This is a genomic window from Cloacibacterium caeni, assembly GCF_907163105.1.
GTDB classification, from domain to species: Bacteria; Bacteroidota; Bacteroidia; order Flavobacteriales; family Weeksellaceae; genus Cloacibacterium; species Cloacibacterium caeni_A.
This window is the reverse complement of record NZ_OU015321.1, coordinates 1,103,000-1,124,805: the sequence shown is the minus strand read 5'-3', so window position 1 is coordinate 1,124,805 and position 21,806 is coordinate 1,103,000. Positions and strand designations below refer to the sequence as shown.

General features: G+C 33.1%; 17 protein-coding genes. 12 read left to right on the top strand and 5 right to left on the bottom strand.

The window, feature by feature from the left end; genetic code table 11:
- The 11 genes from KKQ76_RS05225 (at position 1) to KKQ76_RS05175 (ending at position 13,065) form a co-directional block, all read left to right on the top strand.
- Complete coding sequence (locus tag KKQ76_RS05225) at positions 1 to 1,323, top strand: MFS transporter (RefSeq protein ID WP_213196131.1); 1,323 nt, start codon at positions 1 to 3, stop codon at positions 1,321 to 1,323.
- Positions 1,324 to 1,450: 127 nt separating this feature from the next.
- Positions 1,451 to 2,173, top strand: coding sequence for a pirin family protein (locus KKQ76_RS05220; protein WP_213196130.1), 723 nt, complete (start codon positions 1,451 to 1,453; stop codon positions 2,171 to 2,173).
- A 326-nt stretch (positions 2,174 to 2,499) separates the two neighbouring features.
- Positions 2,500 to 3,489, top strand: a complete 990-nt coding sequence (purM, locus tag KKQ76_RS05215; RefSeq protein ID WP_213196129.1) for a phosphoribosylformylglycinamidine cyclo-ligase — start codon at positions 2,500 to 2,502, stop codon at positions 3,487 to 3,489.
- 69 nt (positions 3,490 to 3,558) lie between these two features.
- Positions 3,559 to 4,131, top strand: a complete 573-nt coding sequence (gene purN / locus KKQ76_RS05210; protein ID WP_213196128.1) for a phosphoribosylglycinamide formyltransferase — start codon at positions 3,559 to 3,561, stop codon at positions 4,129 to 4,131.
- A 64-nt stretch (positions 4,132 to 4,195) separates the two neighbouring features.
- On the top strand, positions 4,196 to 5,710 hold the full coding sequence (purH, locus tag KKQ76_RS05205) for a bifunctional phosphoribosylaminoimidazolecarboxamide formyltransferase/IMP cyclohydrolase (RefSeq protein ID WP_213196127.1): 1,515 nt from the start codon (positions 4,196 to 4,198) through the stop codon (positions 5,708 to 5,710).
- A gap of 110 nt (positions 5,711 to 5,820) precedes the next feature.
- Complete coding sequence (gene purD, locus KKQ76_RS05200; protein ID WP_213196126.1) at positions 5,821 to 7,059, top strand: phosphoribosylamine--glycine ligase; 1,239 nt, start codon at positions 5,821 to 5,823, stop codon at positions 7,057 to 7,059.
- Between the two features lie 216 nt (positions 7,060 to 7,275).
- Positions 7,276 to 8,805, top strand: a complete 1,530-nt coding sequence (gene guaA / locus KKQ76_RS05195; protein WP_213196125.1) for a glutamine-hydrolyzing GMP synthase — start codon at positions 7,276 to 7,278, stop codon at positions 8,803 to 8,805.
- Positions 8,806 to 8,873: 68 nt separating this feature from the next.
- A complete protein-coding gene (locus KKQ76_RS05190; RefSeq protein WP_246501347.1) occupies positions 8,874 to 9,380 on the top strand; it encodes a hypothetical protein in 507 nt (168 codons plus the stop codon).
- Between the two features lie 109 nt (positions 9,381 to 9,489).
- A complete protein-coding gene (locus tag KKQ76_RS05185) occupies positions 9,490 to 10,623 on the top strand; it encodes a porin (protein WP_213196124.1) in 1,134 nt (377 codons plus the stop codon).
- A 59-nt stretch (positions 10,624 to 10,682) separates the two neighbouring features.
- On the top strand, positions 10,683 to 11,675 hold the full coding sequence (locus KKQ76_RS05180) for a hypothetical protein (protein ID WP_213196123.1): 993 nt from the start codon (positions 10,683 to 10,685) through the stop codon (positions 11,673 to 11,675).
- Between the two features lie 37 nt (positions 11,676 to 11,712).
- Positions 11,713 to 13,065, top strand: coding sequence for a DEAD/DEAH box helicase (locus tag KKQ76_RS05175; RefSeq protein ID WP_213196122.1), 1,353 nt, complete (start codon positions 11,713 to 11,715; stop codon positions 13,063 to 13,065).
- Positions 13,066 to 13,098: 33 nt separating this feature from the next.
- On the opposite strand, the gene KKQ76_RS05170 is transcribed toward KKQ76_RS05175, so the two are convergent.
- The 4 genes from KKQ76_RS05170 to KKQ76_RS05155 all read right to left on the bottom strand — a co-directional run bounded on the left by KKQ76_RS05170 (position 13,099) and on the right by KKQ76_RS05155 (position 17,406).
- Positions 13,099 to 14,058, bottom strand: coding sequence for a tetratricopeptide repeat protein (locus KKQ76_RS05170; RefSeq protein WP_213196121.1), 960 nt, complete (start codon positions 14,056 to 14,058; stop codon positions 13,099 to 13,101).
- A gap of 21 nt (positions 14,059 to 14,079) precedes the next feature.
- Positions 14,080 to 14,739, bottom strand: a complete 660-nt coding sequence (locus KKQ76_RS05165) for a GDSL-type esterase/lipase family protein (RefSeq protein WP_213196120.1) — start codon at positions 14,737 to 14,739, stop codon at positions 14,080 to 14,082.
- Between the two features lie 45 nt (positions 14,740 to 14,784).
- On the bottom strand, positions 14,785 to 16,155 hold the full coding sequence (locus tag KKQ76_RS05160) for an aminotransferase class V-fold PLP-dependent enzyme (protein WP_213196119.1): 1,371 nt from the start codon (positions 16,153 to 16,155) through the stop codon (positions 14,785 to 14,787).
- An 87-nt stretch (positions 16,156 to 16,242) separates the two neighbouring features.
- Entirely contained in the window at positions 16,243 to 17,406 is a 1,164-nt protein-coding gene (locus KKQ76_RS05155) for an iron-containing alcohol dehydrogenase (RefSeq protein WP_213196118.1), read from the bottom strand.
- Between the two features lie 123 nt (positions 17,407 to 17,529).
- Between KKQ76_RS05155 and KKQ76_RS05150 the strand changes: the two genes are divergently transcribed.
- A complete protein-coding gene (locus tag KKQ76_RS05150; RefSeq protein WP_213196117.1) occupies positions 17,530 to 20,076 on the top strand; it encodes a phosphoenolpyruvate carboxylase in 2,547 nt (848 codons plus the stop codon).
- A 76-nt stretch (positions 20,077 to 20,152) separates the two neighbouring features.
- Here the strand turns inward: KKQ76_RS05150 and KKQ76_RS05145 are convergent, their stop codons facing one another.
- Positions 20,153 to 21,748 carry a S8/S53 family peptidase gene (locus KKQ76_RS05145; RefSeq protein WP_213196116.1) on the bottom strand — a complete coding sequence of 532 codons (1,596 nt, stop codon included), beginning with the start codon at positions 21,746 to 21,748 and terminating at the stop codon, positions 20,153 to 20,155.
- Positions 21,749 to 21,806 lie beyond the last annotated feature (58 nt).

The following is a 21,806-nucleotide window of genomic DNA, read 5'->3' as shown; positions in this document are numbered from 1 at the left end:
ATGAGTAATACACAGAAAAAACCACTCTTGTCTTTCTGGCAAATCTGGAACATAAGTTTTGGTTTTTTGGGAGTGCAAATTGGTTATTCTCTTCAGAACGCGAATACCAGTAGAATTCTTTCGGCAATCGGTGCAGATGTACATCATTTAAGCTATTTTTGGTTAGCAGCTCCTCTTGCAGGGCTTTTTGTACAACCTATTGTAGGGCTTTCTAGTGATAAAACTTGGACGAGATTAGGTCGTAGAATTCCATTTATTTTAGGTGGAGCAATTGTTTCTGCGTTGGCAATGTTTTTCATGCCAAATTCTGAACATTTCGCACAATTATTTCCTGCCGTTTTCTTCGGAGCGATGATGTTGCTTTTCATGGACGTTTCTTTTAACGTTACTATGCAACCATTCCGTGCTTTGGTAAGTGATATGGTAGACGAATCTCAAAGAAATAAAGGATATTCTATCCAAAGTTTTTTAATTAATGTAGGAGCTGTTTTCGGTTCACTATTACCATTTTTATTGACTTGGTGGGGAATTGCAAACGAACCAGAAGCTGGTCAAAAAGTTGCACCTACTGTAATTTGGTCTTTCTATATTGGTGGAGCAGTTTTATTGGCTTCGGTTTTATGGACTTCTTTTAGAACGAAAGAATATCCGCCAGAAGAATACGCGAAATACAATAATATAGAAGAAAAAGAAAACGAGAATCCAGAAAAAGTAAGTTTCTTGACTTTGATTAAAAATGTACCAAACGCCATGAAACAATTGGCTGTTACACAGTTTTTTTCATGGTTTGCATTGTTTTTAATGTGGGTATACACTACACAAGGAATTGCTCAAAATATTTGGGGAACTACAGATGCTACATCTAATGCTTTTAACGAAGCAGGAAACTGGACAGGTGTAATCTTTGCCGCTTATAGTGTTTTTGCTGCTTTATTTTCTTTAGTGATTACTCCATTAGCAAATAAATACGGAAGAAGAAATGTTTATGTTGTTTCTTTAATTTTAGGAGGACTTGGCTTATTATCTATTTTATTTATCAAAGACAAAAACCTATTATTCTTACCAATGATTGGAGTAGGAATAGCTTGGGCGGCTATTTTAGCATTGCCTTATGCTATTTTATCTTCTAAACTTCCAGCAAAACAGACAGGAGTTTACATGGGAATTTTTAATGCTACCATTACTATTCCACAGATTGCTGCTGGTTTATTAGGTGGAGTTTTACTTTCTGCTTTAGGTGGAACAGCTATTAACATGCTAGCTTTAGCAGGAGTTTCTATGGCACTTGCAGGGATTGCAGCACTTTTAGTCATTAAAGAATAATCTTCTCAAAATATTCACTTCATAATCCACCAAATTTTGGTGGATTTTTTTATTATCTTACATCAATGACTTCTGCTTTTGATTAGGCTAACTTTGCAGTATAAAATTGATAAATAATTATCTACATATGAAAACAATATTACATAAAGCAAGCGAAAGAGGATTTCAAAATCACGGTTGGTTAGTTGCCAATCACAATTTTTCTTTTGCAAATTATTACAATCCAGACAAAGTGCATTTCGGTAATTTAAGAGTTCTCAATGACGATTATGTAGAAAAAGGAATGGGTTTCGGGATGCATCCACACGCAAATATGGAAATCGTGACCATTCCATTAAGTGGAGAGTTACATCACCGTGATTCTATGGGGAATTTTGGAGTAATTAAAAAAGGAGAAATTCAGGTGATGAGTGCAGGAACAGGAATTCAGCACAGTGAATTCAACGGAAGTAAAGAACAACCCGTAACTTTATTGCAAATTTGGGTCATTCCTAATAAAATGGGAGTAGAACCAAGATATGACCAATTAAAAATTTCTGACAATGCCATTGATAATGAATTTCAGCAGATTATTTCTCCTAATCCTAATGATGAAGGAAGTTGGATTCACCAAGACGCTTGGTTTCACTTAGGAAATTTCACCAAAAAATCTTCTAGAACTTATCAAGTCAAAAAAGAAGGAAATGGAGTTTATGTTTTCGTTATTTCAGGAAGCGTGAAAATAGGCGAAAATACTCTTGGGCAAAGAGATGCTTTAGGAATTACAGAAATAGAACAGTTTGATTTAGAGATAGATAAGGATTCTGAAATTTTATTGATTGAAGTTCCAATGGACTTGCCTAAAATCTAAAAATTAAGTTAAAATTGAAGAGTAATGAAGAAAAAATATTTTTTCTGTTGCTTATTGTCAATAAAAAATATAATTTTGCGAAATCAAATTCCAAACAAATTGAATATTAAATCGCAACATTTTGGCTCTTGTACATTCCAAGAAATTGGGAAGCTAAAATACGCAGCAAAATAATTGAGGCCGATAATCAGAACGATTGTCGGCTTTTTTTGTATCGTTTATTTTTGATTTTCAATGCGTTTGCAGTTTGAAATAAATCTAGTAAAAACCTGAATCTTGCAGGTGAAAGTCCTGCAAGTCATTCAGAAAAAAAAACAAAAAGAAAAATGAATAATACGTATAAATCAGCTGGCGTAGACAAAGAAGAAGGTTACAAAACCGTAGACAAAATAAAATCTGCTGTAGCCGAAACGCACAATAAAAATGTACTGAACAATCTAGGAAGTTTTGGAGCTTTCTATGAAATTGGTGGCTATAAAAATCCTGTTTTGGTTTCTGGAACTGATGGAGTAGGAACCAAATTAAAAATTGCATTAGATACCAAAAAATATGATTCTATTGGTGTAGATTGTTTCGCGATGTGTGCCAATGATATTCTGTGTCATGGCGCAAAACCACTATTTTTCTTAGATTATCTAGCTTGCGGAAAACTAGATGCAGATGTAGCAGCAGAAATTGTTCTAGGAATGGTAAATGCTTGCAAAGACAATGAGTGCGCATTAATTGGTGGTGAAACTGCAGAAATGCCGGGAATGTATCAACCGGGAGATTATGATGTGGCTGGTTTCTGCGTAGGAATTGTAGAAAAAGACCAAATTATTGATGGTTCTAAAATAAAAACGGGTGATAAAATCATCGCTTTACCAAGTTCTGGTTTTCACAGCAATGGTTTTTCATTGGTAAGAAAAATTTTCCCAAATTTTGAAGAAGAATTCGAAGGAAAACCTCTTTACGAGACACTTTTAGTTCCTACCAAACTCTATTACAAAGACGTTTTTAAACTGAAAGAAAATGTAGAAATTTCAGGAATTGCTCATATTACAGGTGGCGGTTTAATCGAAAACGTTCCAAGAATTATTCCGAATGGATTATGTGCGAGAATTGACACTTCTAAAATCCAAATTCCAAGCGTAATGTTAGAATTAGAAAAACGTGGAAACATCGAAAGAATGGAGATGTTTGGTACGTTTAACATGGGTGTTGGAATGGTTGTAGTCGTAGATGAAAGTCTTGCCGAAAAAGCACTTTCTTTAATCGAAGACGCTTATTTAGTAGGCGAAATCGTAGAAAACGAAGAGAAAATTCAATTAATATAGAAACGAGATTTTAGATAAGAGATATCAGACAAAAATCTGAAATCTGAAATCTGAAATCTGAAATCTAACATGAAAAATATTACAGTTTTAGTTTCGGGTTCTGGTAGCAATTTACAGCGCATCATTGATTGTATTGACAATGGAGAAATTCCCAATACAAAAGTCAATTTGGTGGTTGCAGACAGAGATTGTTATGCTTTAGAAAGAGCCGAAAATCATCAAATTTCGCATCAACTCATCAAAAGAGGAAAAGATTTCTCTGAAAATTTAGAAAAGCTTTTGCCCAAAAATACAGATTTGATTGTATTAGCTGGTTTTCTATCGATTCTGAGTAAAGAATTTTGTGAAAAATACAAAGGAAAAATCATCAATATTCATCCTGCTTTATTGCCAAAATTCGGTGGAAAAGGAATGTGGGGACATCACGTTCACGAAGCGGTAATTGCAGCCCAAGAAAAAGAAAGTGGTGCAACCGTTCATTTTGTGACTTCTGGAATTGATGAAGGCGAAATTATCCTTCAAGGGAAATTTGAAATTGCAGAAAATGAAACTCCAGAAACTTTAGCACAGAAAGTGCATCAAATCGAGTACGAGATTTTTCCGAAAGCGATTGATTTGGTTTTAAATAAAAGAGTTCCATAGGAACGACCGATTTTACAGAATTGGAATTCATTCCAATGATTTAATAAAAAAAGTATAAATAAAAATGGAAAAACGAGCATTAATCAGTGTCTCCAACAAAAACAATCTTATTGATTTTGCCAAATTTTTAGAATCTAAAAATTACGAACTCATTTCTACAGGCGGAACATTTAAACATCTTAAAGAAGCGGGACTTAACCCAATTCAGATTGATGAAGTGACCAATTTCCCTGAAATGTTAGACGGAAGAGTAAAAACCCTTCATCCAAAAGTTCATGGTGGACTTCTTGCGGTTCGTGATAACGAAGAACACATGAAAACCGTTCAGGAACACGGAATAGAGCTGATTGATATGGTAATTGTAAACCTTTATCCGTTTTTCGAAAATGTAAATAAAGAAATTTCTTTGGAAGAAAAAGTAGAATTCATCGATATTGGTGGGCCATCAATGCTTCGTTCTGCGGCTAAAAATTTCGCTTCTGTGATTGTAGTTACCGATGTGGAAGATTATGCTAAAGTTCAACAAGAAATCTCTGAAAACGGTGATACTACAATAGAAACTCGTAAAAAATTGGCAGGAAAAGTTTTCAACTTAACTTCTGCTTATGATGCTGCAATTTCTCAAATGTTGTTGAATGAAGAATATCCTGAATATCTACAGGCTTCTTACCAAAAAGTTTCTGATTTAAGATACGGCGAAAACCCTCATCAATCGGCAGCGTATTACGTTTCTACTACTGAAAACGGTGCGATGAAAGATTTCGAAATTTTAGGAGGTAAAGAATTGTCTTTCAATAATTTGAGAGATATGGATTTATGCTGGAAAGTGGTGAATGAATTTAAAGATGAAATGGCTTGTTGTGCCGTAAAACATTCTACACCTTGTGGAGTTGCCATCGGAACTACTGCTTTAGAAACTTATACCAAAACTTTTGAATGTGACCCGATTTCTATTTTCGGGGGAATCATCGGAATGAATTATAAAGTAGATGCTGCAACCGCGGAAGAACTCAACAAAACTTTCCTTGAAATTGTAATGGCGACTGATTTTGATGAAGATGCATTAGAAATTTTGAGAAAGAAGAAAAATCTTAGAATTATAAAAATCAAAAATCCAGTTTCAGACAAAAAAACTTGGGTGAAAATAGATGGTGGAATTTTGGTTCAAGATGTAGATGACCAATTTTCTACAGATTTTAAAGTAGTTACAGAAATCCAACCAACAGAACAGCAAGAAAAAGCACTTTTATTCGCTCAAAGAGTGGTTAAATATGTAAAATCTAATGCTATCGTAGTTTCAAACGGAATTCAAGCTTTCGGAATTGGAGGCGGACAAGTCAATAGAATTTGGGCTACAGAACAAGCGATTTCTAGAGCTAAGGAAAAATTCAGCGGCGATTTAGTTTTGGCTTCAGATGCATTTTTCCCTTTCAGAGATGTAGTAGATTTCTGCGCTAAAGAAGGAATTACAGCGATTGTACAACCTGGCGGTTCTGTAAAAGATGAAGATTCTATTGCAGCTGCTAACGAACATAAAATCCCAATGATGTTCACAGGAATGAGACATTTCCTACATTAATTAAAAATTGAAGAATTAAAAAATTAATTTTGACTTAAAATCAAACAAATTCGTAAATTTGATAAAATCAATATACCAAATACTAACATACCAAATACCAAATACAAAAAATGAAAGTATTAATAATAGGAAACGGAGGTAGAGAATCTGCTATTGCAAAAAAATTATCTGAAGATAAAAGAATCAGTCAAATGTTTTTTGCAAAAGGCAATGCTACAACAGAAAATTTAGGTAAAAACTTGCCTTATGAGAGTGTAGCAGAGTTAAGAGATTTTGCTCTTAGAGAAAAAATAGATTTCACATTCGTAGGTCCAGAATTACCTTTAGTTAATGGTATTGTAGATGAATTTCAGAAACATAATCTCAAAATTTTTGGCCCTACAAAACGTGCCGCAGATTTAGAAGGAAGCAAGGCTTTTTCTAAAAAATTTATGCAAGATTATGGCATCAGAACAGCCAAAGCTGCTATTTTTGATTCTTTTGTAGAAGCAGACCAATATATCCAAAATCATTCTTATCCTTTGGTGATTAAAGCAAGTGGTTTAGCAAGCGGAAAAGGAGTAGTGATTTGTGAAGACAAAGAAACTGCGCATCACACTTTGCACCAATTCATGATTGAAAGAATTTATGGAGATGCTGGAATAAAAGTTGTCATTGAAGAATTTTTACAAGGTTTCGAAGCGTCTATTATTGCTTTTTGGAATGGCGAAAAAGCTTTTCCATGTGTTTCTGCCAAAGATTATAAGAAAGTAGGAAACGGAAATACTGGCGCAAATACTGGTGGAATGGGAACTGTAGCTCCAAGTCCAGAATTTACGGCAGAGCATTTAGCAGATTTTAATAAAAATATTTTAGAACCTACCGTTAAAGGAATTAAAGACAAAGCACTTGATTTTGTAGGGATTATATTTTTTGGCGTTTTGGTACAAGATAATCAATGTTATTTGTTAGAATATAACATGAGATTTGGCGATCCAGAAACGCAAGTCATCATGGCACTTTTAGAGAATAATTTGTTAGATGTTATCCATGATTGTATCGAAGGAAAAGATTTAGATTTACAGTTTTCAGACAAGAAGGCGATTTGTCTCGTGATGTGTTCTGGCGGTTATCCTGGGAATTATGAAATCGGTTACGAAATCAAAGGTTTAGATAAGGTAAAACACAGCAATGTTCTCTTTGCAGGAGCAGAGCAAATTGCAGGAAAAGTAGTCACCAATTCTGGTAGAGTGCTAAATGTAGTTGCAACTGGCGATACTTACGAAGAAGCCCGCGAAAAAGTCTATGAAGACGCAAAAACACTTCATTTCGACTACGCATTTTACAGAGAAGACATCGGAAAATTTTAATAAAATGAGGGAATTTTCCCTCAATTTTTTTAGGAGCTAATCCTGCTTTCCACTGCAATCTGTCATTGCGAGCAAAGCGAAGCAATCCCAAGTTTTTTCCTCACAATAACAGGATTTCCGTTGCAATCAGGGCTAGTTACGCTTAGAAATAAAAAGTAAATTTTGTAAAATTTAAGATTGAGTTTTAGCTCAATTTTTAACTTTCAATTAAATAAAATGAATAAAGGAATCATCATTTTGGACTTCGGTTCACAATATAACCAATTGATTGGTAGAAGAATACGCGAAATGGAAGTGTATTCGGAAATTTTACCTTTTAATACCTCTTTAGAAGAAATAAAATCCAAAAATCCTGCTGGAATTATCCTTTCTGGTGGCCCGAGTTCTGTAAATTCTCCAGATGCACATTTGGTAGAAAAAGAATTATTCGAATTGGGAATTCCAGTTTTGGGAATTTGCTACGGAATGCAACTTACAGCACATCTTTTGGGCGGAAACGTAAAAAAAGGTGAAAAAGGTGAATACGGAAAAGCAACTCTAGAAATAACGAAATCTAATCCACTATTTACAGGAGTAAGCAGATTTTCTACCGTTTGGATGAGCCATTTTGATGAAGTGGAAACTTTGCCAGAGAATTTTGAAATTTCAGCAAAATCTGGAGTAATTGCAGGGATTTTTAACGAAAAGAAAAATATTTATTGCGTTCAGTTCCATCCAGAAGTTTCGCACAGTGAATTTGGAGCTAAAATGCTCGAAAACTTCGTTTTCCAGATTTGTAAAGCAGAAAAAAATTGGAAACTCACCAATTATATCGAAAAAACCGTTTCAGAAATCCGCGAAAAAGTAGGAAATGACAAGGTCATTCTTGGGCTTTCTGGTGGTGTAGATTCATCGGTAGCTGCTGTTTTGATTCATAAAGCTATTGGTGACCAGTTGCAATGTATTTTCGTAGATACAGGACTTTTGCGTAAAGATGAAGGCAAAAAAGTAATGGAAAATTACGGAGAGCATTTCCATATGAATATTGATATGGTAGATGCTTCAGAAAGATTTTTGTCAAAATTAGCTGGAGTTTCAGACCCAGAAGAAAAAAGAAAAATCATCGGTAGAGAATTTGTGGCCGTTTTCGATGAAGAATCTCACAAATTTGAAGGCGCTAAATTTTTAGCTCAAGGAACCATTTATCCAGATGTTATCGAATCTCAATCGGTAAAAGGACCTTCTGCAGTGATTAAATCTCACCACAATGTAGGTGGATTGCCAGAAGAAATGAAACTTCAACTTCTAGAACCGCTTCGTGAATTATTTAAAGACGAAGTAAGAAAAGTAGGTGAAGAATTAGGAATTCCGCATCATTTGGTATACAGACATCCGTTTCCAGGACCAGGTTTAGGAATCAGAGTTTTAGGAGAAGTAGATGCCGAAAAAGTGAAAATATTACAAGAAGCAGATGATATTTTCATAGAAGAATTGTATAAAAATGATTTGTATGAAAAGGTTTCTCAGGCTTTTGTGGTGTTACTTCCTGTGAAATCTGTTGGAGTAATGGGAGACGAAAGAACGTATGAATACACCGCTGTAGTTCGCTCTGCGAATACTACAGATTTTATGACGGCAACTTTCAGTCATTTTCCTTGGGAATTTTTAGAAAATGTATCGAACAGAATTATCAATGAGGTGAAAGGAATCAATAGAGTCGCTTATGATATTTCGAGTAAACCTCCAGCAACGATTGAGTGGGAATAAATTTTAAAATCTTTCAAATTAATGAAAGATTTTTTTTATTTTTGGAATAACCTAAAACACAAATGATTATGAAAAAAATAGCTTCTATTTCGTTTTTTCTGATGGTTAATTTCTTGTTTTCTCAAACTTCTGATGTGAAGATAGAAGGAGATTATAACGGAGATGGCAAAAAAGAATTTGCATACGCTACGGTTTCAGATTGTAGTGAAGAATGCGAAGGAAATTGCATTACTACCATTCATTTTTCCGATGAAAAAATTAAACCGATTACCATCAAAAATGCTAAAAACGGTGATATCTATAACCTGAAAGATTTAAACAATGATGGCGCAGATGAAATAGGATTTTATCCGAATTGGTGTACCAGTTGTTGGCATTCTTTTTATGTCTACACTTTTAAAAATAATGAATCGAAATCCTTGGTAAAACCAATTCCTACGCATTGTTCGCAGTGGGAAGAAAATAAATTTCCGATTGAAAAAGATCCTCTGAAAAAAGGATTCGTAAGAATTACTTCAAGTGTTTGGAAAAATGATGAAATCAAAGTAGAAACCAAATCTGTGAAGCTCAAATAATGATTTTTGTCTTATTTTCTTAAATTATTCTCTGCTTAGCATAATTTAGTCCTTTTTGAATGATAATTTTGCATCTTCAAATTTAAATGATTGTTTAAAATTAATGAAGATGAAGAAAATTCTTTTATTCAGTTTTGTATTGTTCAGTTTGGCGATTTTTGCGCAAAATGATTCTAAAAAAGACACCATTTCGAACTATTCTAAAATCTTAAGAAACACCAGTTTTAGCGGTTTGTTGCAGACCAGATATTTGGTTTCTCTCACCGAAAATGTAGATGTAAACGGTGTAAATATAGCAGACCAACAAAAATTAGTAACCAATAGTTTTAACGTAAGAAGAGCAAGATTTTTATTAAAATCTAAGATTAATGACCGTTTTGACTTGGGAATGATGCTTAATTTTGCTGAGTTTAACAACAGTAATCTTACCGGAAAAGTATTAGAACAAGCTTTTGTAAGATATTCCCATAATAAGCATCTTAAAATTCAATTAGGGCAGTTCCGTCCGTATTTTGGTATAGAAGACGAAATTCCGAGTGAGTTTATTAAGTCTGTAGATTTCTCAAATGGTTATTATTTATTGGGAAAAAACGGTTGGCAAAGTTTCCAAACCGGAATTGCTGTTTATGGTGATATCAATAATGCTAAAAATCCATTGAAATACTACATAGGAGCTACCAATGGAAATTCTCGTGGTTCTGAAATTGATAATGACCAAAGCAAACACGTTTACGCCAGATTAGAAAAGGATTTTAAAGATGATTTAAAAATTGGAGTGAATGGAGGAATTGGCAGTTACATCAATCAATCAGGAAATGTAATCGGGGCCGATGTAGAAAAAACCTTTACTATCAATCCAAAATGGAATCTTGAAATCATCTCAGAATACAAAGAAGGAAACAATTTTTCAGAATTTGGAGTTTCTAAGCTTTCACCAAAGCCAGAGCTGAAAGACTTTAGATTCAGAAGTTTTTATATCAATCCTATTATTCGATATAATCTGAATTCACCAAGACTAAGAAGCATAGAATTCTCTAACCGATATGAATATCTTAATCCTAATTACCAATTAGAAGGCAATGTAAGAACTACTTTTACGCCAATGCTTACTTTAGAATTTGCTGACCAATATTTTGCTTGTTTGCAAATAGGAGCCATGATTGATGATTACAAAAAAAATGTTCCACTTACTTCAGAATATGACCATACTACAATGTTTGTGCAAGTTCAGGCGAGATTTTAGGTGATAAAAAGCATTTTTTATTTTCTAAGAAAACCCTTATTTTTAGAAAAATTTTTAAAATGAAAAAACTAATAATCTTATTAACTATTCTCAGCAATTCATTACTTTGGGCGCAATCGAAAGAAAATACTACTGTAACTTTTAACTTTGAAAATACATCCATAGCTCTTCCTCAATCTAGTTTCTACAGTACTTTACAAATTTTAGATATTAGAAAGCAAAAAGAAGATGTAGGCTTTGTGAAATATGGAGGTCAAAATTCCAAGAAGAAACTATTACTGTCTAAAACCATAGAAAATATTTTTATAGATTATTTTAATCAATTGTTACCGCAAAATTCTGCTTCTAAGAATCTTACTTTTCTTTTGAGAGATTTCTATATTTCTGAGACGCCTAATCAAGCTAATTTTTTATTAAAAGGAGCATTTTTTAGTCAAGAAAATGATACTTACCACTTAATCTCTAAAGTGGAAAAGAAAATATCATTTAATAGTACGGATAAACTCATGTCACTTCAAAAACAAGTTAATAATCTGATTTCTACTGAAATCAAAACCGCTATGGAATCTAATACATTTCTAATGGAAAGAGCATTTACATTAAATGATATGATTTCTTATGATGATATCATGAAAAGTGAAATTCCACTGTATAGCAATAATAAATATCCAGACGGTATTTACAAAAGTTTTGAGTCTCTTAAACATCTGAAACCAGATTTTCCTATTCAGGAAATTGCTCTGTCGCCTTCAGGAATTAAAAAAATTAAATACAAAGACAATTCTGGAGAAATAGTCAATGCAAAACCTATAGCTTATGCTATTGTTAAAGACAATAATATTTATATCAAAGGACTTAATTTTTATGGAGTAATCAAAGAAAAAAATAATTTTTACTTCGTAGGAGAAGTGGTTCAAGGTCCTTCTTTTGGTGATGTACTTCTAGGTACTGCAATTGGAGGAGTAGGAGGCGGAATTGCCATGTCACAATCTACTACACTTACCTATAAATACAGAATAGATTACGAAACAGGTGAGTTTGTAAGAGATTAAAATTTTTGCTCTATTTTAAAAATCGTATTTTTGCCAAATGAAAGTATCATTTGCAGATTTTGATTTGCCAAAACAACTCAACAGCGCTTTAGAAAAATTAGGAATTTCTGAGCCTACTCCTATTCAGCTGAAATCTTTTTCCCCAATTATGTCTGGAAAAGACGTAATGGGAATTGCACAAACCGGAACCGGTAAAACATTAGCTTATCTTCTTCCAGTTCTTAAAACTTGGAAATACAATAAAAACGGAAGTCCAACTGTTCTTATCCTTGTTCCTACGCGTGAATTGGTGGTGCAAGTTGCCGAAGTTGTAGAAAAACTGACAGTAGATATGTCAACAAGAGTTTTAGGAGTTTATGGCGGCGTAAATATCAATACTCAGAAACTTTTGGTTTACGAAGGTGTAGATATTTTGGTGGGAACTCCGGGAAGAGTAATGGATTTGATGAAAGATGCTGTTTTGAACTTGAAAGATCTAAAAAAACTGATTATCGATGAGTTTGATGAGATGCTTTCATTGGGTTTCAGAAGACAGTTAGAAGATATTTTCACGATGATGAGTGAGCGCAGACAGAACATTCTTTTTTCTGCAACCATGACGGATGATGTAGATGCCATGCTAGACGAATATTTCAAAAATCCACAGGAAATTTCTTTAGCAAGAAGCGGAACTCCACTCGAAAAAATAGCTCAATCTGCTATTCCGGTAAAGAATTTTAATACCAAATTAAATCTATTGGTTCACCTTTTAAGAACGCAAGATGAATTTGAGAAAATTCTAATTTTTGCCAATAATAAGAGACACGCTGATTTAATTTTTAATAAAATAGACGAAGAATTCCCTGGAGAATTTGGGGTGATTCACTCGAATAAATCTCAAAATTTCAGATTGAGAACGATGAAATCTTTCTCAGACAATGAATTGAGAGGAATTATCACGACAGATGTTATGGCGAGAGGTCTTGATATTCCAGATGTTTCACACGTTTTTAACTTTGAAATTCCAGAAATTCAGGAACAATATATTCACAGAATTGGTAGAACAGGTAGAGCAGATAAAGACGGAATTGCGATTTCTTTTTACACACCAAAAGAAGAAGAACGTTTCATAGAACTAGAAATGTTTATGAACAAGGAAGTGAAAAGAATAGAATTTCCAGAAGAAGTGAAGGTTTCTGAGGTGAAAATCGCGTCAGAAAAAGAAGTTGTAGTGATGAAAAATCCTGTTCAGTATAAAAAAATTGAACCAGGTTCTGCTTTCCACGAGAAAAAAGATAAAAATAAAAAAGTGAATCTTGGTGGACCAAGCAAAAGAAAACCACCCAAAACCAAACCGGGAAACAGAGCTCAAGCAAAGGCAAAATCTATTGCAAAGAGAAAAAAGAAATAAAACAAAAATCGCTCCGAATTTCGGAGCGGTTTTTTATTTTGTATTAATATTATTGGCTTTTAAAATTTCATAAAATTTGTCTTCCTTGCCAAGTTTTTTCATCTCTGTAAAATTGTACCTGATGATGTTTTCTGCATCTGCACGATAAGGAGAGTTATTTTTGATATAGAGATTAAAAGCTTTACACATATAATCTAGACTTTTTTCATATTCTTTTAAATACTGAAAGTAGATTTGACCAATTCCGTAATAGATTTCAGGATTTTCGGAGTCTAATTTTTTGAGAAGTTCAAAGGTGTCTATAGCTTTTTGATATTCTTTTTTGTAGGTATATGCAACAGCCAAATTTTGAATAGGAAATGCATGATTTGGGTCTAATTCGATTGATTTTTTATAAGCTTCTATCGCTTTGTCATATTCTCCTAATTGTCTGTAGCAATATCCTAAATTATCCCATGCAAAAGGAAAATTGCTGTCTTCTTTTACTGCTAAAAGAAAATATTCTAATGCTTTTGCATAGTTTTTATTGTTAGATTCATTTACACCTTTTGTATAGTAATCTCTAGCTTTTGGATTTTGAGAAACCGAATTCTCATTTTCTCTATCATTAGTCGCTAAGACGAATTTCATAGATTCACAATTCTTCATCAAATAGTCTTCTAATTCTCTTTTTGAATCTAGGTAATTTTGAGATTTTTCGTTTAAATTAATGTTGATTTTGCTGTCTTTGGTTTTATCTACTGCCGCTAATTTTTTACCTAGCATATACGCTCCAGTATATTCTTTTACGCAGCCGTTGATTCCTTCAATATTTTCTTTTCTTTTACGGTTAATGACTTCATCTTTTACAGAATCAATGCATTTACAAGTTTTGTCAGCAATTTCTTTTTTAATGCTTTCAATGATTTTATTAACATCTTCTTTAGTTTCTTTCTCTTGAGAAAAAATAGAAATGGAAATCACTGAAAAAAGGAAAATCATTAGTTTTTTCATGGTTATTGGTTTTTAAAGTTTTTATTTTAAATAAGGATACATCACTTTAGTCCAGATTTTATAACCTTCAGGTTTCATGTGTAGCATGTCTTCTAAGTATAAATCTTTTCTGATGTTGCCATTTTCATCATTCATGCTTTCTGTGATGTCTATAAATTCTGCATTTTTCTTAGCATTCATGAAGTTTTTAATTTTTTTATTAACTTGCTTCATGGTTGGCCAAAATTGTTCTCTACTTGGCGAATATTTGATGGAAACGTAAGCGATATTTGCTTCAGGATAATGAGCTCTTACCGTTTTATAAAATTGTTTAAATCTTTTGAAAACTTCTTTTGCAGAAGGTTTTTCGGCATGTGCAATATCATTTTCGCCGCAATAGATCACCACTTGTTTCGGTTGATAAGGATTGAGTAAATCTTCGGCATAGTAATTTAGATTAAGCAATCTAGAACCTCCAAAAGCTCTATTGATAATGGTTTTGTCAGGGAAATAATCTGCTACGTCTTTCCACATGGTAAAAGATGAACTTCCCAAGAAAAGGATAGCATCTTTTGGTGGTGTTTTTTCTGCATCTAATTTTTTAAAATGTTGAATATCATCATAAAAATCTGCTTTTTGAGCAGTTAGAGAACCGAAAATAAATACAAAAAAGAGGAATGAAATTTTAAGAAAATTCTTCATGATAAAAATATTAGGATAAACTTTTCAAATTTAGGGAAACCCTAATTACTTATTGAGCAATTCTCTCATGAAATTCATCAGTTTATCAATGTCATTTTTAGTCGTGGCAATTCCTACAGAAATTCTAGTTGCGCCACGCATTTTTCCTAAAAATTTAATCATGTCTTTGTAATCACCTTGTTCGTGAGAAGAGTAGTAGGTTGCTAATTCATTGTCTGTTAGGCAATTATTAACTTCGTCAATGCCTGGATTACAGAAACAACCTGAACGAAGTGAAATGTTATGCTGATTCGCCATTTCTTCTATTTGCTCGAATTCATAACGAACGCCTTCTTGGTTGTAAAAACCTAAAATAATGGTTCCTCCAAGATTTTGATGGTCTTTTGGTCCGAAAATCTGAATCAATTTTCTACCATTATCGTGTTGTAAACTTTCTAAATTTTCGTATAAATATTTTCTGAGCGAAGCTACACGTTCATTAATGCGTTGTATTCCGATATTTTCAATGTAATCTAAACCAATTTTTACCGCAGGAATGTCTAAATAATTGAGCGTTCCATCTTCGAATCTTTCGTGATTATTAATCAAGAAATGATGAATGGTATTCACCGAAACCAAGCTTACAGTTCCACCTGCAAACCATGGTTTTTGTAGTTTTTTAAACTTTTCTTTATTTACCAAAAGACAACCAATTCCTGTAGGATAACCAAAAATTTTATAAAAAGAAACACATACAAAATCTGGTTTTACTTCTTTTAAATCCAATTGATTCGTTGGTACAAATGCTGCTGCATCTAGTAAAACATCCCAACCTAAATCCTGTGCTTTTTTAATCCAAGACAAATCGTGTTTCACACCCGAAACGTTTGACTGAGCAGGAAATGCGAATAGTTTATTTTCAAAATTTTCAGATTCTTGAAGTTTTTCCATCACGAAATTTTCGTCCATTCTTAAATCCTGATAATAGATAGGAGCGTACGTTACTTTTCCACCTTTTGAAAGGCAAAACTGACGAATTCCATTTACCGAATTATGGTTATCTGCAAGAAGTAAAAAATGTGATTTCTCGTTGAATGGATAAGATTCTCCCACAATTTTCAATGCATTAGAAGCGTTTTGAGTAAAAATGCAGTAATAATCTTCCGCATTGAAGTAGTCAATTACCTTTTGTCTCGCTTCTTCTACCAATTTTGTAGACAATTGAGAAGTAGGATTGGTAGAATGCGGATTGCCGAGAATATTATTGATAAGCAAATCTTGATGTTCCAAAATTTGTGATTTAGCATAGAGATTTCCTCCCGTAAAATCTAGATAAACTTGCTTGTGTGTATCTAAACGTTTGTATTCTACATTTCTCAGAATTTCGAAGAAATCATTGTGTGCTAAAACGGTCTTATTCTCTGCTAATGCATTCATTTTTACTTTTTTTCAAAAATAAAAAAAAATCACAGAATTCTCTGTGATTTTGTGGAAGTTATTTTGAGCATAAAATGAACGAGTTCATTAGTATGCCATTTCTACAATTTTTTTAGCATCTTCAGGTTTTACAATGCCTTTTTCACCAATCGCTAACCAATTTCTAGCAATAAATGCTTCTTGAATTTTTTCTGCTGTTCCTTGGTAATTTTCGGTGTACTCAGATAATTTGGTTTTTATACCTAAACTTTGGAAGAAAGCTTCCATTTTTTCTATTCCTTTCAGCGCTTTTTCTTCAGTAGAACCTTCTGTCACATTCCAAACTCTTTCTGCATATTGAGCTAATTTTTCTTTTTTAGCTTCAAAATTATAACGGTAATGAGAAGGTGCAATAATGGCTAAAGTTCTAGCATGGTCTATACCAAATTGAGCAGTTAATTCGTGACCAATTCCGTGAATTGCCCAGTCAGAAATGACTCCTTTTTGAATCAATCCATTTAAAGCCATGGTACAACTCCACATAAAATTAGCCGCTGCATCATAATCGAATTCTTCTTCCATCATTTTTGGAGCAATTTCTTGTAAAGTTTGTAAAATGCTTTCAGCAAAACGGTCTTGAAGTGTAGCAGAAGTTTTTACGGTCATATATTGCTCTAAAACGTGAGTGTAAGCATCTGTAATTCCGTTTGCAATTTGTTTTTTAGGAATAGAACGAATCACTTCTGGATCTAAAATAGAAAATTGTGGGAATAAACCAGGACCTCCCATTCCTAATTTCTGACCGATTTCTCTTCTAGAAACTACGGCGCCAGAATTCATTTCAGAACCTGTTGCAGGAAGTGTAAGTACAGAAGCAAATGGTAAACCTTTTCCTTCTTCTGTTCTAATTCCATTTTTTAAAATATCCCAAGGTTCTCCTTCATAATTGGCTGCTGCAGAAAGGAATTTAACCCCATCAATTACAGAACCACCACCTACTGCTAACATGTAAGTGATATTTTTTTCTTTGATCATTTTTAAGGCTTCTAATAAAACTTCGTATTCTGGGTTTGCAGGAATTCCTCCGAATTCTTCCCAATTGTAACCTTCTAATGCTGCTTTTACTTGGTCGTAAACGCCATTGGTTTTAATGCTTCCGCCTCCGTAAAGCACTAATATTTTTTCTGTTTTCGGGATTTCTCTAGAAATTTTAGCGATTTCGCCTTTACCGAAAATAATTTTTGTAGGATTTTTAAATTCAAAATTTAACATATCAATAAATTTTTTCCCAAAATTACGAAATAAGATTCCGAAAGTGATGAAAATTAATAAAAATTTAAGATTGAAAATTTCAATAATATGCTATAAATAAAGAGTTTTTAATACCTTTGTTTCATGATTAATGAAGCCCGTTTAGAAAAATTTCGTCAGGTTGTAGAAAATAAATTTCAGATTTATAACAGCTTGTTTATGAGCCTTCCGTATGATAAAATGACCAACATCGGAATGCTTTTACCGTTTCTTTATGAAGAAAGTAGAGATGGTTACGAAGAAGGAAAATCTCCAGAAGAAATTGTAGAAGAATTCTTCAAAAAGCATACAGAAGTTACTACAGAAGAACAGAAGCAGGAACTGCTTTTTAAGATTATTCAATATATTGAAAGGCAAGTTGTGCTTTTTGACAGTATAGAAGATGCAGCTTTTCAACAGTTGCACTCAGAAAGTGATGCGGGAACAGTAATGCAGTTGCATGAACGTGCTTTGCAAGAACATAAGTTAGGAAAAGTTCGCGAAAAATTAGAAGATTTTGCCGTAAAAGTAGTTTTTACAGCGCACCCTACACAGTTTTATCCGAATGCTGTACAAAGAATTTTGCATGATTTGCGTTCTGCTATTTTAAAAGATGATATCAATGAAATAGACCTTTTACTTCAACAGTTAGGGAAAACCCCTTTTGTAAATAAAGAGCGACCAACTCCGCTAGATGAAGCATTAAGCATTATTTTTTACTTGAGATATGTGTATTATGACACAATTGGCGAATTGTATAAAAAACTGAAACAATCTTTCGGAAGTGAATATTTTGATATTCATCAAGACGTTTTTCAATTAGGTTTTTGGCCAGGAGGAGACAGAGATGGGAATCCTTTTGTAACGGCAGATGTTACACTAAAAGTAGCCAATGAACTCAGAAATTCTATTCTCAAAAATTATTACAATCATTTAAAAGATTTAAGAAGAAGATTAAGTTTCAGAGGCGTTTCAGAAATATTAGAAAAACTAAGCAATGAATTGTACAATAACATTTTCAAAAATGAAAATTCTATTTCAAGTGAAACGATTTTAAAATATTTATCAGAAGCTGAAGATATTCTAAAAACTCAGCACAATGGACTTTTTACCAATATATTGGTAGATTACAGAGACCGAGTTAAGATTTTTGGAACTCACTTTGCAACTTTGGATATTCGTCAAGACAGTAGAATTCACCAAAAAGTGATAGATGAATTGGTGACAAAATATTCTAAACAAGATGTTGCATCACTTACTAATTCTGAAAAAGTAAATATCTTAATTTCTGAACATATTAAGGCTAATCCGAATGATTTTGAAGATGAAATCATCAAAGAAACACTGAAAAGTGTCATCAATGTTAAGGAAATTCAGGCCAAAAATGGCGAAAGAGGAATGCACCGTTACATTATTTCTAATTCTGATACTGTAGAAGATGTGATGAATGTTTTCGCTTTGTTCAAAGTGTGCGGTTATCAAGATGAAGACATCAACATAGATATTGTTCCGCTTTTTGAAACCATGGAAGGTCTTGCGAATGCAGAAAAAGTGATGCAGGATTTATACAATGATGAAGTTTATCAAAAACATTTGGCGAAGAGAAAAAGAGAGCAAACAATTATGCTCGGTTTTTCTGATGGAACCAAAGATGGTGGTTATTTAAAAGCCAATTGGGAAATTTATGCTACCAAAGAAAGACTTTCTAAAGTTTCTGAAGAGAATGACGTGAAAGTGATTTTCTTTGACGGTAGAGGTGGACCTCCAGCTCGTGGTGGTGGTAAAACGCACCAGTTCTACGCAAGTCAAGGAAAAACAATTGCCAATAACAAAATAGAATTAACAATTCAAGGTCAAACCATTACTTCGGTTTTTGGAAATAAAGATCAAGCGAAATATAATTTTGAGCAACTTTTGACTGCTGGAATCGAGAATGAAGTTTTTAAAAATCACAAAAAAGATTTAACCGAAAAAGAAAGAACTTTAATCGAAGAATTGGCAGAATTGAGTTATGTAAAATATGTTGATTTAAAAGAAAATCCACTTTTTGTGCCTTACTTGCAAGAAATAAGTACGCTTCAATATTACGGGAAAACCAATATAGGAAGTAGACCAAGTAAACGTGGCGCAGGAAATGAATTGAAGTTTGAAGATTTAAGAGCAATTCCTTTTGTGGGAAGTTGGAGTCAACTGAAGCAAAATGTACCAGGATTTTTTGGTTTTGGAACTGCAATTAAAAAATTAAAAGATGAAGGCAGAATAGAAGAAGTAAAAGATTTATTCAGAAATTCTGATTTCTTCAAAACGTTGGTGCTTAATTCTATGATGGCGATGAATAAATCTTATTTTCCGCTTACCTATTACATGAAAAATCATCCTAAATTCGGGGCGTTTTGGCAAGTACTGTTCAGTGAGTATGAATTGTCCAAAGAAATGATGTTCGAAATTACAGGTTTCCATAGTTTGATGGAAGAAGAACCAGTAGGAAGAAAATCCGTGAAAATTAGAGAAAAAATAGTGCTTCCGTTGTTGAGTATTCAGCAGTATGCACTCATGAAATTACAGAAAAACGAAGGAGATAGAGAAACGCTCGAAAAATTGGTAACTCGTTCACTTTTCGGGAATATTAATGCGAGTAGAAATTCGGCATAGTAGAACCAAGTAAAAAGAGTCATGTAAAAAGTAAGCCTTCAGATTTTCTGAAGGCTTTTTTTAGTGTTTGTTTTAATTATTCTTTGATGAATTTTTCTACAGTTTCAGAAGAAGGGGTTTTGATTTTTAAAAAATACAATCCTTTTTCTAGTTTGTCAATATTAATTTTAGTGGTTTTCGAGTCGAATAAAAATTGGCCTAAACTATTATAAACAGATATTTTTTCAATTTTTTGTGTAGAAGAAATATTGATTTCTTGTTTTGCAGGATTAGGATATACAATTGCCTTATTTTGTGAATAAAACTCATTTGTTTTTAGGAAAGATGAAAGAACTTGCCCAAAATTTAAAATTCCATAGCCTAGTTGGTCAGTATAATTAGGGTATAGAGATGCAGTTTGTCTCAAACTATTTTTTAATAATTCTCTGTTAGTAGAATTTGGAATAGCTTGTAATAAACAAGCAATACCACCAGCAGAAAGTGGGGTAGCATAAGAAGTTCCATTTCCAGGATATGCACCATTATTATATGCAAAGTAGGTAGAAGTTGCTCTAGCAGAAGCATCTGGTTTAACTTTTCCTGAAGAATTTGGGCCAAAAGAAGTAAAAATAGAAGGATTTCCTGTACTATCTACGCCTCCAATAGTAAAAACTTTTTCGTTATCTGCAGGTGTTACAATGTATTTCCATGTTAGGTTCCCTTCATTTCCTGCAGCTACTACTACTATTATTCCTTTTTCTGAAGCAATTTGTGCGGCTCTTGCAATAAATGAAGTAGTTCCATTCATTTGAGAATAAGAATAATCATAACGGCTGTCATCAAAAAAATCTGCATAACCTAAAGAGGTAGAAATGATGTCAACTCCCTTTCTATCAGCTTCTTCTGCTGCTTGAATCCAATATAATTCTTCTTCTGGAATTTCTTTAGTTCCATCTTCTGTTGCGTATAAATAAAAGTCTGCATCTGGAGCGGCTCCCACAAAAGTTCCGTCAAGATAACCACCAATAATTCCTAAGCAATTGGTTCCGTGGCTATTGAGAGATGTATTATAAACATCTGTATTTTTTGAGATGAAATTATAAACGTGTTTAATTTGATTATTGCTTCTCATTCTAGCAAATGCAGAACCAGTATTTACTGTTGGAAATCCCGTGTCTATGACTGCAATGGAAACTCCAGTGCCTGTAAAACCTTGTACATGAAGCGTTCTCAAGTTTACTTGTTCTATTTGAGCTAAAGAATTTCCGTAATTAAAGTTAATTTTTGCAGATAAATTTTTTGGAAATTTCTCTTTTTTAGAAATTTTTCCAGAAGGATTGTTTTTTACAAAACTTTCTACTTTTAATACATAAGGTTCGGCTTGTAATTGAGTAATTTGAGCTGCTGTAGCATTCACGGCAACACCATTGAGCCATTTTGATTTATCATTAACGGTAAATCCCAAATTTTGTATATTCTGAATATATGCTGGTTCTATTGGTGCATCTTGAGCGGTAATAGATATTCCTAGATTACTTCTTCTGTCAATGGCTTTTTGTGATAATTCTGAAAGAGGATTGGCTAAAAAAGCAGAAGCATTTGGTTTGTCTTTGAAGTAAACAAATACCAATTCTGTTTGTGAAAAAGCAAAACTAAAAAAGAGTAGAAAGTATAATTGAATGATTTTTCTCATTTTTTCAAATTTATACGAATTTAAAATATTTTTGACAATATCTATTTTAAAAAATTCA